This window comes from Flavobacterium sp. PS2 (genome assembly GCF_046250155.1).
Classification (GTDB): domain Bacteria; phylum Bacteroidota; class Bacteroidia; order Flavobacteriales; family Flavobacteriaceae; genus Flavobacterium.
The window spans coordinates 1,484,451-1,499,392 of the sequence record NZ_CP176426.1 but is presented as its reverse complement, the minus strand read 5'-3'; the positions used below and the strand labels follow the sequence as shown (position 1 = coordinate 1,499,392).

Genomic DNA, 14,942 nt, shown 5'->3' with positions numbered 1-14,942 from the left:
AGCTTTTGAATTGAATTATTTGATATATTTGCCCTGAATTTTTAATTTTTAAAAAATGCTGAAAGCCGAAAGACATAAATACATAATGACTAAACTCCTTGAAGAACAAAAGGTTGTTACGACGGATTTGGCTTTAGCTCTAGATCTGTCAGAAGATACTATAAGGAGAGATTTGAATGAATTAGACAGTAAGAATCTTCTTGAGAAAGTTTATGGAGGTGCTATACAGCCTACAGAAAAATCTGTTGATGTTTTTGATATTGTCATATCGGCAGAAGAAGAAAAGAAAAAAATTGTCACAAAAGCGTTGTCATTATTGCATGATGGACAGGTTATTATAATGAGCGGAGGTAGCACCAATCTTGTGTTTGCGAAGCTAATTCCTTCCGATTTAAAGGCTACAATCTATACTTATAGCTTACCAATAGCGATGCAATTATCACAGCATCCTAATATAGATTTAATATTTATAGGTGGAAAAATGCAGAAAAACGCAATGGTTACTATCGGTATGGATGTAATCCAGGTTTTGTCTAAGATTAAAGCCGATATCTGTTTTATTGGAGCCAGTAGTATTAATGTAAAACAAGGATTAACAGAGATAGGGTATGAAGTGTCTATTGTTAAAAAAGCAATGATAGAGTCTTCTGACAGAGTAGTTTCGATGTTTTCTTCGAATAAATTAAATACTAAAATGCCACATGTTGTTTGCGAACTTAGCCAGCTAGATACGATTGTTACAAACCTTGATCCAGAAGATCCAATGCTGGAAGAATATAGAAAATCAGGAGTTTTTGTGTTGTAATTTGAGATTCAATCAGTAATTTCTGCGTTATTTTACGGTATTTTAATTTAATTTTGTTAAATAACGCAAAATAATGTATTCGTTTTGTTTTTTGTATATATTTGTTAAACTAATTTTTTAACTAAGAGATATATTATGAAAACCAATACTTCTTTGGCTTACGACATACCTGGCAAATTTGAAGAAACCCGATTTGAGAAAAATCATAATGTGATTTTTGACAATTCAATTGTAGGTTCAAAAGCAGTTGCTCAGGAAATAGCCGAATTAATACGTTCAAAACAAGCCAAGAATAAAACTTGTGTACTTGGTCTGGCAACAGGCTCATCACCTATAAAAGTATACGAAGAGTTAGTTCGAATGCACAAAGAAGATGGTCTTAGTTTTTATAATGTAGTTACTTTTAATCTGGATGAATATTATCCAATGACAAAAGAGAACCGTCAGAGCTATCATTATTTTATGCATCAGTATCTCTTTAATCATATTGATATAAAACCAGAAAATGTAAATGTTCCAGACGGAACTGTTGTTCTAGAAGAACTTAATCAATATTGTGTTGATTATGAAATGAAAATAAAAGAAGCCGGAGGGCTTGATTTTCAGCTTCTGGGAATTGGTCGTACAGGACATGTAGGATTTAATGAGCCAGGATCACACATTAATTCAGGAACCAGAATTATAACCCTAGATCATATTACCAGAGTCGATGCTTCATCAGACTTTAATGGTATCGATAATGTTCCTAAAAGAGCAATCACAATGGGAGTTTCTACGATTCTTAGATCTAAAAGAATTGTTTTGATGGCTTGGGGACAAAATAAAGCCGAAATTATTAAGAGAACCATTCAAGGAGATATAAGCTCAGAAGTTCCAGCTACATTCTTGCAAAATCATTCTAATGCTACTTTTGTATTAGATCAGTCTTCAGCATCTGCATTAACACGATTTGAAACCCCTTGGTTAGTAGGCGGATGTACCTGGACACAAGAATTAAAAAGCAAAGCAATCGTTTGGCTTTGTAGAGAAACCAAACAATCTATATTAAAACTTACCGACAGAGATTATAATAATAATGGTATGTCAGATCTTTTGGCACAAGAAGGTTCTGCTTACGATTTGAATATTAATATGTTCAATGTTTTGCAGCATACTATCACGGGGTGGCCAGGAGGTAAACCAAATACAGATGATTCACATCGCCCTGAGAGAGCCAATCCGGCTAAGAAAAGAGTAATCCTTTTTAGTCCACATCCAGATGATGATGTTATCTCGATGGGAGGAACATTTTCTAAATTAATAAAACAAGGACATGATGTACATGTAGTATATCAAACTTCCGGAAATATTGCTGTTACAGATGATGAGGCATTAAAGTTTGCCGAAGTATGTAGCGATTTTGTTGGAAAAGAGATCGAAGGAGTTAATTTTTCATCAGTTATTAATTTCCTAAATAATAAGACAGAAAATCAAATTGATTCTTTGGAAGTTCGAAAATTAAAAGGACTTATAAGAAGACGTGAGTCGTACGCAGCCACAAGATATATTGGTTTAAAAGATGAAAACACTCATTTCCTTGATCTTCCTTTTTATGAAACAGGTCAAGTAAAGAAAAATCCGTTAGGTACTGAAGATATTGCTATCGTTAAGGATATTATTGCCAAAATAAAACCACATCAAGTATTTGCAGCAGGAGATTTAGCAGACCCACACGGGACGCATGAAGTATGTTTGAATGCGATATTTGCAGCAATGAAAGAATTAAAGTCAGAACTTTATATGAATGATTGCTGGTTATGGTTATATAGAGGAGCTTGGCATGAATGGGATATTCACGAAATAGATATGGCAGTACCATTAAGCCCATCAGAAGTATTATTGAAACGTCATGCAATTTTATACCATCAATCTCAGAAAGACAGAGTAATGTTTCAAGGAAATGACTCAAGAGAATTTTGGGTTAGAGCCGAAGATCGTAATAAAAACACAGCCATTTTATATGATGAATTAGGATTGGCTGAATATGAAGCAATCGAAGCGTTTAAACGTTTTGATTACTAATAATTTGTGTTAGTTTAATAAATTATAATATAGATTTCCAACAAAGGATTATAATCCTGCAAGATTTTGTACCGCAGACCTGACGTTTTTTAAAAGAAGTTAGGTCTAATCTTGCTAACTTGCAAAGTGAAAAAACACTTTGAAATACAATAATAAAATAATAGCAATATCATATTAAATGTCTGATACTCTTCAACTACAGCAATTATCCGATTCATTAGAAGGAACTCTTTTTTATGACGAGCTTCATAAAAAATTATATGCCACTGATGCATCTGCTTATAGAATTATACCACAAGCAGTAGCAGTTCCAAAAACAGAAGAAGATATTGTTAAAATTATTCGCTTTGCAGCAAAAAATAAAATTTCAATAACGCCCAGAACGGCAGGAACTTCTTTGGCGGGGCAAACTGTAGGAAACGGAATAATTGTAGATGTATCTAAACATTTTACTAAGATTGTTGCTTTTGATGCTGCTAAGAAAACCATAACAGTTCAGCCCGGAGTAATTCGCGATGAGCTGAATTTGTATTTAAAACCACACGGATTATTTTTCGGACCTAATACTTCGACCACAAATCGATGTATGATTGGCGGAATGGTAGGAAATAATTCATCGGGAACAACATCAATACGTTATGGAGTAACCCGTGATAAAATAGTTGAGATAAAAGCTGTTTTAAGCGACGGAAGCATTGTTGTATTTAAGGAAATGACTTCGGAGGAATTTATAGAAAAGACAAAAGGAGATTCGCTGGAAAGTAAAATCTACAAAGCGATTTATGAAGAACTTTCGAATAAAGAAAACCAGGAAGAAATTGTAAAAGAATTTCCAAAACCTGAAATTCATAGAAGAAATACAGGATATGCCATTGATTTATTATTAAAATCAGACTTGTTTTCGGGTACAGAAAACACAATAAATCTAGGAAAGTTACTTTGCGGAAGTGAAGGAACTCTGGCATTTACCACAGAAATCACACTGAAAGTAGATGATTTACCACCAACAAATAATGTTATGGTTGTGGCACATTTCCATACCATTCAGGAAAGTTTAGAGGCCGTAGTTACTGCAATGAAACATCATTTGTACACTTGCGAAATGATGGATGATACAATATTAGATTGTACTAAAACCAATAGGGAACAAGCTAAAAACAGGTTTTTTATCGTGGGAGAACCAAAGGCAGTTATTATGCTCGAAGTAGGATCACACGATAGTATGGAAGATGCCGAACGACAAGCAGATGCTTTAATTAAAGATCTTGAAGAAAATAATTTTGGGTATGCTTTGCCTAAAATTTATGGAACCGATATTGATAAAATAAATGACTTACGAAAAGCAGGACTTGGACTTTTAGGAAGTATTGTTGGTGATGATAAAGCTGCCGATTCTATAGAAGATACAGCGGTTGAACTAAGTGATTTACCTAATTATATAGCAGATTTTTCTGCCATGATGCAAAGACATGGGCAAAGTGCTATTTATTACGCACATGCAGGAGCGGGAGAAATTCACTTGCGTCCAGTTTTAAATTTAAAAACAAAAGAAGGATTACACCAATTTAGAAACATTGCTACCGAAGTGGCTATTTTGGTAAAAAAATATAGAGGTTCACTAAGTGGAGAACACGGTGACGGAATTGTTCGTGGAGAGTTTTTGCCATTTATGATAGGCGAGAAGAATTACGAATTATTAAAAAGAATTAAAAGTGCTTTTGATCCGCATACAATTCTGAATGTTGGAAAAATTGTGAACGCTTTTAAAATGGACGAAAATCTGCGGGTAGAATCAGGAAGAGTAGAACCAGATATTAAAACAATTCAGGATTTCTCGGACAGTATGGGGATTTTGCGTGCAGCCGAGAAATGTAACGGTTCAGGCGATTGCAGAAAGTTACCTTCGGCTGGAGGAACTTTATGCCCTAGTTATCGAGCTACGAGAAATGAAAAAGATACGACTCGTGCTAGAGCCAATGCGTTAAGAGAATACCTAACCCATTCGGAGAAAGACAATAAATTCGACCACGAAGAATTATATAAAGTATTTGAGTTGTGTGTGAGCTGTAAAGCCTGCGCAAGCGAATGCCCAAGTAATGTAGATGTAGCGACTTTAAAATCGGAGTTTTTATATCAATACCAAAAAGCAAACGGATTTTCTGTTCGAAATAAAATATTTGCTTTCAATTCTAAACTTAACAAGCTAGGAAGCATTGCGCCTTCCATGACAAATTTTGTTGCCAATTTGGGCTTTGTTAAAAAAAGTATGGGAATTGCTTCTCAAAGACAAGTTCCATTATTAGCACCAACAACTTTTAGAAAGTGGTACGAAAAAAATAAAAAATCAACAGTAAATAGTCCTTTTGTAAATGGAGCAGTATATCTTTTTTGTGATGAGTTTACCAATTATTATGATGTTCCAGTTGGGATAGATGCCTATGAATTGCTGACAGGACTAGGCTATGAAGTAATAATTGTAGACCACGAAGAAAGCGGAAGAGCATTTATATCCAAAGGATTCTTAGAAGAAGCACAAGAAATAGCTAATAAAAACGTAGGTATTTTTAAAGATTTAATTTCAGAAAATATACCCCTGATAGGAATCGAACCATCTGCAATATTGACTTTTAGAGACGAATACATTCGATTGGCAAAAGACAAAGAAAGTGCCGAGAAATTATCGAAAAATACATTTACAGTCGAAGAGTTCTTTAAGAGAGAAATTGCTGCAGGAAAAATTCATTCTGGACAATTTTCGGATGTAGAGAAAACAATAAAAATTCACGGACACTGTCATCAAAAATCATTAAGTACTGTCGAAGCTTCTTTCGCAATGCTAAATGTCCCTAAAAATAGTTCAGTTACTATTTATAATTCAGGTTGTTGTGGTATGGCGGGTTCATTTGGATATGAAAAAGAGCATTACGAAATAAGTATGCAAATGGGTGAGGATACTTTGTTCCCGAAAATCCGTTCAACCGAAGCAACAACTGCAATTGCAGCTGCAGGAACGAGTTGCCGTCACCAGATTTTTGACGGAACCAATAGAAAAGCAATGCACCCAGTGACGATTTTGAGGGATTGTTTGAAGTAAATTTCTCGAATCTAAATTTTATATTTTTTTGAGTTTTATTAAAGAAATAAAATTGTAACAAAAAAAAGTTAACCATGTAAGTGATGTAAGAAAATATAAGCATGACTAATCAGCATAAAACTTAAATGGACTTATATCACTTACATGGTTAAAATAGTTTTATTTAATTGTGTGTTACCTTTTAGCTCAAGCTTTAAAGTCAGTGAAATAAGAACTTAAAAGAAAGAAAGTTAATCATTTAACCCGTTATATTTTTTTGTCAAAATGTATCAGAAATAAAAAATCTCATACATTTTGAAGAAAAGTTATTGCCTCTTTTTAACCAAAATAAACCATAATTCTATGAAAAAAACAATTTACACATTACTCTTAGTATTTCTATTTTTTTCTGCCAAAGCAGCTAAGATTGACACGATACAAGTGTTTAGCACTTCGATGAATAAAAACATAAAGACGTGTGTAATCGTTCCTGATAATTATAAAAAAAGCAAGAAAAAATTCCCAGTAGTTTATCTACTTCATGGGTATAGCGGTAATTATGCAACTTGGGTAAAAAGTTTTAAAGAGGTTGGAGAACAGGTTGATAAATATGGTTTTATAGTAATTGGTGTTGATGGGAATTATTCAAGCTGGTATTTTGATAGTCCAATAGATTCCACATTTAAATATGAAACTTATGTTGTAAATGAGTTAGTTCCCTTTATAGATAAAAATTACAAAACGATTGCAAGTCGTGAAGGCAGAGCTATATCAGGTCTTAGTATGGGCGGACACGGAGCATTGTATCTCTCGTTTAAGCATCAGGATGTTTTTGGAGCAGCTGGGAGTATGAGTGGAGGAGTAGATTTTCGTCCGTTTCCTGAAAAGTGGGATATAAAAAAACGTTTAGGTTCTATAACTGAATTCCCTGAAAATTGGGAGAAAAACACAGTAGTAAATATGCTTGGATTAGTAGAAAACAATAATCTAAAACTTATTATCGATTGTGGAGTAGATGATTTTTTTATTGATGTAAATAGAGAACTTCACACAAAGATGCTTGCCCAAAAAATTAACCATGATTATATAGAACGTCCAGGAAAACATAATATTGAATATTGGGAGAACTCCTTAAAATTTCAATTGCTGTTTTTCTATAATTTTTTTAATAATTGAGAGAGGTTCAAAGGGACAGAGTAACAAAGGTTCAAAGGTTTTCTGTAGACGCACAGTGTAGAGACGCACCGCAGTGCGTCTAACACAACGATTGCACATAATATAGGAACATACCGTAGTGCATATAAGACAATATTAATCTGTTGAGTGTATTATGGAAATTTAATTTTACACATAGAAACATAGATTTTATGTGTAAAAAAGAATATAAAAAGAAATATATTTCTTTCACATAGCTAGCTATGTGCATTTAAAATAAGTGAAACGCCTTTTATGAGAGTCAAAAGTCTATGTTTCTATGTGTTAAAATGATTAAAGCCAACAGATTAAGGTAATAATTACAACCAATAGATTTATAATTGTTTTATGAAACATTCATTTTCCATAATATTATTGATTTTTATAATTGCATCAGGGTTTTCTCAAAAGGCAGAAAAATCAGGAAATATCAAGTTTGTGCAACTTACAGATTTGCATGTTTCTGTGGGAAACGAAAATGATTTTTTGCTACAAGATATTATAAAAGAAATCAATAATTCGGATAATGAATTTGTTGTAGTAACAGGAGATTTAACGAATCGTGGTGCAGACGATGAACTAAAACAAGTGCATTCTATTCTGGCTAAATTGAAAATTCCGTATTATGTAATTTCTGGAAATCACGAAACTAATTGGAGTGAAAGTGCAGGTTTGACTTATAAAAAAATATGGGGTAATGATCGATTTGTTTTTTCAAAAGGCGATTATCTTTTTATCGGATTTCCGTGTGGTCCTTATATGAAAATGGGTGATGGTTTTGTAAAGCATGAAGACGTTCTTTGGCTTGACCAAACACTAAAAGACAGTCTTAAAAATAGCAATAAAAAAGTATTGAACTTTGCGCATTATCCATTAGATAATAGTGTGAGTAATTATAAAGAAGTACTTTCTGTTTTAGAAAAATACCCTACAGTTGTTAGTTTTTGTGGTCACGGACACACCTTAAAAAAATATGATTTCTCGGGTTTAAGCGGAATAATGGGAGCGTCGATTACCTCTCGCGACGGAAAAACAAGAAGCTACAACGAGGTTGTAATCAATAATGATAGTATTAGTGTTTATCAGAAAATGATAGACAAACCAGGTGTTTTTAATTTCTCAGTTCCAACAAAACCTTCAAAAATTGAAATTCCAAAAGATAATCTAAAAACTAATTTCCCACCATTTGTAAAAGACATTGCATCAATTTATAGTGTTCCTTGTTTTGATAAAAGAAGCCTCTATTTTACCAATTCTATTGGCGAGATACAATCGGTTAATTTGAAAAACAAAACGCTGAATTGGAAAATAGAAACAGGAAATGCTATTTATTTCTCCCCAATTATTGCAAAAAATAATCTTGTTATTGGTACAATAGAAGGAAATCTGTTAGGATTTAATACAGAATCTGGCAAACAAAAATGGAAGATTCCTGTAGGAGGAGTTTTGGTAGGTTCGCCAATTGTCGAAAATAATAAAATTTATACAGCAAGCTCTACAGCGTTTATATGCATTGATGTCGTTAGTGGTCAGGTAATCTGGAAGAATAATTTACCACAATCGTATTCGCAAGGAACACCATTGATCCAAGGAGATAAGATTATTTTTGGAGCATGGGATGCCAATGTGTATTGCTTAAATAAAAACACAGGAGCACTCATTTGGCGATGGAATAACGGGAATACGAATCAGCTTTTGTATTCAGCTGGAAATGTAAATGTAGTGTCATCAAAAAGTAGGCTTTACTTTGTTACACCAGAACGTTTTTTGACCATTTTAGATATCGAAACAGGTAAAACCCTTTTTAGAACCTCTAAATGGAAAGTCAGAGAATCGATGGGAAAAAGTCAAGACGGAAAATGGTTCTATGCAAAAACGATGAATGGAGAATTGTTAAGATTACCATTAAGCGATAATCTAGAATTGACAGAAGAAAATCTGATTAGTCAAAGTAAGATTTTAGATTTAAAACTAGGGTACGAGCATAATCCAGCACCAATAGTAGAAAACAATAATAAAATATATATCGGAAGCCGAAAAGGAGAAGTCGTTATTGTTGATGCAGAGAAATTTGAGATTATAAAACAAATCAATTTAGGAAGCTCGAGCGTAAACGGATTTTCAGTTGATGATCAGGGAAAAGTTTGGACATCACTTATAGAAGGTGGGGTTTATTTGTTAGAGTAAGTTTATGTTGTAAAGGTTTTCGCCTCGAATTACACAAATTGAATCTGCTAAATCTGCCAAATCTGCGAGAGAAACAATAAAAGATTATATAGATTAAATGAAAACTTTGCGAACCTTGCGTAAATCTTTGTGAGCTTTGCGGTTAAAGTTTCAACACGAATACAAAACCAAAATAACTAACCAAAAATAGAATTTATGAAAATCTTAAAAATTTTAATTCTAGTGCTGTTGTTTCAAACCAATCTTTTTGGACAACAACCAGCAAAAAGAGAAATGCGGGCAGCTTGGATTTCTACTGTAGATAATATCGATTGGCCTTCAAAACCAGGTTTATCAGACAAGGCGATGAAAGCCGAAATGATAACAATTCTGGATAATTTACGGTCGTATAATCTGAACACCGTAATTTTTCAAATTCGTCCTACGGCAGATGCCTATTACAAATCGACAAAAGAACCAGCATCACATTGGATAACAGGAACACAAGGAGTTACTCCCGGTTTTGACCCATTGCAATTAATGATTGACGAAGCAGGAAAAAGAGGAATGAGCGTGCATGTCTGGCTAAATCCGTATCGTGTACAAAAAGATACGGCTAAGAATGTGCTAGCAAAAACGCATTTATATTTTAAGAAACCAGAGCTATTCCTTACTTACGGAAATACAAGATATTTTAATCCCGGTTACAAAGAAACCAGAGATTTTGTAGCCTCGGTAGTGGGCGAAATAGTTCGGAATTATGATATTCAGGCGATACATATGGACGATTATTTTTATCCATATAGAATTGCTGGACAAGAATTTCCTGATCAGGTTGCATTTGCCAAAGAACCTCGTCAGTTTAAAGACAAAGACGATTGGAGAAGGGACAATGTCGATTTGATAATCAAACAAATACGAGATACTATAATTGCAAATAAACCAGAGGTCGAATTCGGAATTTCACCTTTTGGAGTATGGCGAAATATTGCCAAAGATTCAGAAGGATCAAACACTGTGGCAGGAGCTACAAATTATGATGATTTGTATGCCAATGTTTTAAAATGGCAAAAAGAAAACTGGATAGATTATGTAACACCTCAAATATACTGGCACATTGGTTTTGACAGAGCTAATTTTGAAGTTTTGGCAAAATGGTGGGCAAAACATAAATACGGGGCAAATGTATATGTAGGTCACGGAGTTTATAAGCTTTCGAAAACAGCAAATGAAGTAGAGTGGAGAAGTCCAGACCAGATTGTGAAGCAAATAGAAATGGTTCGGTCTCTGCCTTTACTAGATGGCTCCATGTATTTTACAGCAAATAATTTTCTAAAAAAAGGAGATACACTTAGAAAGCCTCTTATAGAAAAACAATATAAATATATTGCATTAACACCCGAAGCAAACAGAATTACAAGAATAACACCACAGCCGCCAATAAATGCTACGATTGCTAAAAGCGGAGATAAAGGACTGCTTACCTGGAAGGCTGGATTGAACAATAAAAAATATGTGATTTATAGATTTGCTAAAGGAAAAATAACCGATTTCTCTAATCCTGAGAATATTTACTATGTAACCACAGCCACAAAATTAGAAGTGCCAAATGCTAATTTTGAAAAATACATTTATGCCATTACCGCTTTGAGTACCACACAAACGGAAAGTATTCCGATACAATTTTAACAAAACAAAAAACCAGAAAAGATGAAAAAAAGTATGCTACTAATCGCAGTTTTCCTGAGTTCCCTGAATGTATTACAGGCTCAGAAACTCGATATAATTCCGCAACCAGTAAAAATAGAACAGAAAGAAGGAACATTTGTAATTCCTTCATCAGTACAAATTGTTGTAGACAAAAAGTTGCAAAAAAGTGCCCATTATATAGGGAGTGATTTTTTTGCAACTACAGGAATTAAACCGATTGTTTCTATTGGAAAAGGAAATAAAAAAGATGGAATATCATTTTTAGTAGATGAAAAACTAAATCTTCCTAATGATGGTTACGAATTGAGCGTAACTAAAAAAGGAGTGGTTATAAAAGGAAAATCTTCAAATGGAGTCCTAAACGGACTTCAAAGCTTATTACAAATTTGCTCTGCCAAAGAGGTAAAAAAAGGAACAATTCCGTTTGTGAAAATAGAAGATTATCCTCGTTTTGAATGGCGCGGAATGATGCTTGATTGTTCAAGACAGTTTTTTGATAAGCAAACGGTTAAGAATTATATCGACTGGTTAGCAGCACACAAAATGAATGTTTTTCATTGGCATCTTACCGATGATAACGGTTGGAGAGCCGAGATTAAATCAATGCCAGATTTAACTTTAAAAGGAGCCTGGAGAGGACCAGGAGAAGTATTGTTGCCATCTTATGGTTCAGGAAACAAACGTTACGGCGGTTATTATACCCAAGCTGATATGAAAGAAGTTGTGGCTTATGCAGCAGCTCGTGGAATCTCAATCATGCCCGAAATCGAAATTCCGGGACATTCTCGCGCTGTAACGGCAGCATATCCAGAAATAGGATGTGTTACGACACAGGAAACAAAAAGTGTTCAGGGAGAAGTAAAAAATGTATGGTGTGTGGGACGTGAAGAAAACTATCAAATTTTAGATTCTATAATTAGAGAGGTTTCAGAAATGTTTCCTTTTGAATATATTCATGTTGCAGGAGATGAGGTAAACAGAGCCAATTGGGAACATTGCCCAAAATGTAAAGCGCTGATGGAAAAAGAAGGATATACAGATACTTTCCAACTTCAGAATTATTTCTTTAGGCGTGTTGAAAAAATCGTAGAAAAATACAATAGAAAAACAGCTGGCTGGAATGAAATTTTAAAAGGAGGAGAAATAAATCCAAACACTTTAATTAGTGCCTGGCAGGGAATAAGCTACGGAATTGAATCGGCTAAAAAAGGATATGAAACTGTTATGATGCCAGGACAATTTACCTATTTTGACATGGCACAGTCCGAAAATGAACGTGGTCATCGTTGGGCAGCAATTACAGATACAAAAAGAGCTTATTCGTTTGAGCCAATTCCAGACAACGATTTAACACCCGAACAACAAAAATTGATAAAAGGAGTTCAAGGTGCTTTGTGGAGTGAATATCTTGACCGTCCGACACGATTTGTAGAATACCAAAGTTACCCAAGAATTAGTGCTTTGTCGGAAATTGGATGGTCTAAAAAAGAAGATAAAAACTGGGATAATTTTTATGGAAGATTAACCAATAGCCATTTGCAACGTTTGGCTAATATGGGAATTGCTTTTAGAGATTTTCCGCCAACGGCAATTTATAAAAGCGGAACTATTACAGTAACACCACCTTATGAAGGAGCTGTTGTACGTTATGATGCGCAAGGAAACGAACCTACGAGACAATCCCCTTTATATACTGGACCAATCCAGACTAAGAATTACGAGCAATACCTGTTCCGTAGCTTCTTTAATGAAGATTCAGCAAGTCCTGCGGTAAAAGTTGAGAAATTGCCAGTTGCAAATTGGAATACATCAAAAGTTGAGGTTTTAAATATTTCAGAGAATATTACGGAGCATGTTGATAAAAGCGGGATTTGGTATTTAACTTTTAATCCAACTACAGATGAGGCTAGTAATGGAGTTATTAAATTGGTTTCACTTTATGAAAATGATAAATTAATCCAAAGCTATTCAGAAGAAAAAACGTTGAAATCCAAACCTCGTTTGCGATTTGTGATTGATAATTATAATGATAAAAACACTTATCGTTTAGACTTTACTGTAGATAATAAAGAAGCTACAGCATCTTCAGCTATGGTAAAAATCAATTGTTCACCTTATCTGGAACCAGAGGTAAAAGTTACCTCATCAATGGCTGAAAATCCTAAATTTCCAATTTCAAGATTAGAAGATTATAATGAAGAGACTTATTTGCGTACCGATGTTCCGTGTGTGAGTGGTGACTGGATTTTATACACTTTTACCAATCCTGTTGTTTCTTCAAAAATTGATGTGCTGACAGGAATTCCACATCACCCAAGATTTATTGTAAATGATGGTTATGTTGAATATTCGTATAACGGAGTTGATTTTGAAAAAGGAGACATTTTTGATTATGGGAATGCTTCCATCTACCCAAAGAAACCTGTAAAAGCAGTTAGAATAATGATCACAGGAACCAACAACGAGCCTCTTATGGCAGGTCAGGACTTGAGAGTTAATCCATAAAGAACATGAAGAAAATAAGAGTTAAAATCGTACTTGTTTTTTTGATTCTTCTAGAGATTAGTTGCCATTCTCTAAAGAGTTCAATAAAATCTTTCGATACAAAGCAAAATGAAGTTTACATCGATTCGATGATGAATAATGCGCTCGAAAAAGGGTTTTTCCCTGGAGCACAAATTATTGTAGGTAGTAAAGATTCTGTTTTCATTTTGAAAAATTATGGATACCACGATTATTCAAAAAAAGAGTTAGTAAAAACAGACGACGTGTACGATTTAGCTTCTATGTCTAAAGTTTTAGGAGCAACCCTCGTTGCCATGCGTTTGGTTGGAGAAAACAGAATGAATTTAGATGATAAGTTGGGAGAAGTAGTTCCTATGTATAAAAACACAGCTATTGCCGATTTAACCCTTTTTGAGTTACTTACACATACTACAGGATTAACGCCCAGTATTACTTTTTATCAAAGTATGTTATCTACGCCAGATGGATCACCTTTGTTAAGCAAAGAAAAGTCTGGGAACTATCCTGATTTATTTGATACGATGTATGTAAACAAGAATATTGTTTATGATGCAAATTATCTCTCTTTCGAGCCAAAGGATAATTATGTGCAAGTCTATAAAAATATGTGGATAAATCCTGAGTTTTATAAATCGGTTTATGCAAAAATTGCTGTGGCCAATACCAATCCTCGTGGTAAGTATTTGTACAGCGATTTAAACCTGATCCTTGTACAACAAATGATGGAGACAAATACAGGTAAAAAATTAGATCAACTGGCGAATAAAATTTATGCTGAATTAGGAATCTCAAAAATTGGATATAATCCTTTAAAATGGACTTCGGAGCAAAATGTAATGCCAACCGAAATTGATAATTTTTTCAGAAAAGATACCATCAAAGGTTATGTACATGATGAAGCTGCGGCTATTTTAGGTGGAGTTTCCGGGAATGCAGGTTTGTTTGCCAATGCACAATCGATCTCGGTAATTTGCCAGATGTTGCTTAACAATGGGAAGTATCAAGGTAAGCAAATTCTAAAAGCAAAGGTGGTTGCAGCATTTACTAATTCACCTCTTGCCAAAGAAGGAATTTATCGTGGACTTGGTTTTGATAAACGAAAACCTGATGCATTTTATTGCAAAAATGATTTTGGACATACGGGTTTTACAGGAACATTTTTCTTTTTGAATCCCGATAATAATAGGTTCTTAATTATTCTTACCAATCGTGTAAACCCTACAAGAACTAATAGATTAATGTATAAAGATGATTTTTGCCCGAAGATTTGGAAACAAATAAATGAGTGAAAAAAGTTAGCCACAGATTAAAAATGATTTTTGTTTTGTTGACGCTAAGTTTTTCACGCAGATTTTACAGATTTAAGCAGATCAACACAGATTATAAAATTTAAATCTGCCAGAATCT

At 34.0% G+C, this 14,942-nt stretch carries 8 protein-coding genes; all 8 read left to right on the top strand.

Going from position 1 to position 14,942, the window contains the following annotated elements; translation table 11 throughout:
* The first annotated feature begins 55 nt into the window (after positions 1–55).
* The 8 genes from ACJ6WR_RS06320 (at position 56) to ACJ6WR_RS06285 (ending at position 14,824) form a co-directional block, all read left to right on the top strand.
* Positions 56–805: a DeoR/GlpR family DNA-binding transcription regulator gene (locus tag ACJ6WR_RS06320; protein ID WP_409417366.1), complete on the top strand. Its 750-nt coding sequence runs from the start codon at positions 56–58 to the stop codon at positions 803–805.
* Between the two features lie 135 nt (positions 806–940).
* On the top strand, positions 941–2,866 hold the full coding sequence (gene nagB / locus ACJ6WR_RS06315; protein WP_409417365.1) for a glucosamine-6-phosphate deaminase: 1,926 nt from the start codon (positions 941–943) through the stop codon (positions 2,864–2,866).
* Between the two features lie 178 nt (positions 2,867–3,044).
* On the top strand, positions 3,045–5,960 hold the full coding sequence (locus tag ACJ6WR_RS06310) for an FAD-binding and (Fe-S)-binding domain-containing protein (protein ID WP_409417364.1): 2,916 nt from the start codon (positions 3,045–3,047) through the stop codon (positions 5,958–5,960).
* Between the two features lie 342 nt (positions 5,961–6,302).
* Positions 6,303–7,115 (top strand): alpha/beta hydrolase, encoded by an 813-nt coding sequence (locus tag ACJ6WR_RS06305; RefSeq protein WP_409417363.1) that lies wholly within the window; start codon positions 6,303–6,305, stop codon positions 7,113–7,115.
* 366 nt (positions 7,116–7,481) lie between these two features.
* On the top strand, positions 7,482–9,320 hold the full coding sequence (locus ACJ6WR_RS06300; RefSeq protein ID WP_409417362.1) for a PQQ-binding-like beta-propeller repeat protein: 1,839 nt from the start codon (positions 7,482–7,484) through the stop codon (positions 9,318–9,320).
* Positions 9,321–9,515: 195 nt separating this feature from the next.
* Positions 9,516–10,988 (top strand): glycoside hydrolase family 10 protein, encoded by a 1,473-nt coding sequence (locus tag ACJ6WR_RS06295; protein ID WP_409417361.1) that lies wholly within the window; start codon positions 9,516–9,518, stop codon positions 10,986–10,988.
* Between the two features lie 21 nt (positions 10,989–11,009).
* Entirely contained in the window at positions 11,010–13,514 is a 2,505-nt protein-coding gene (locus ACJ6WR_RS06290) for a beta-N-acetylhexosaminidase (protein ID WP_409417360.1), read from the top strand.
* A gap of 5 nt (positions 13,515–13,519) precedes the next feature.
* Positions 13,520–14,824 carry a serine hydrolase domain-containing protein gene (locus tag ACJ6WR_RS06285; protein WP_409417359.1) on the top strand — a complete coding sequence of 435 codons (1,305 nt, stop codon included), beginning with the start codon at positions 13,520–13,522 and terminating at the stop codon, positions 14,822–14,824.
* The last annotated feature ends 118 nt before the right edge of the window (positions 14,825–14,942 follow it).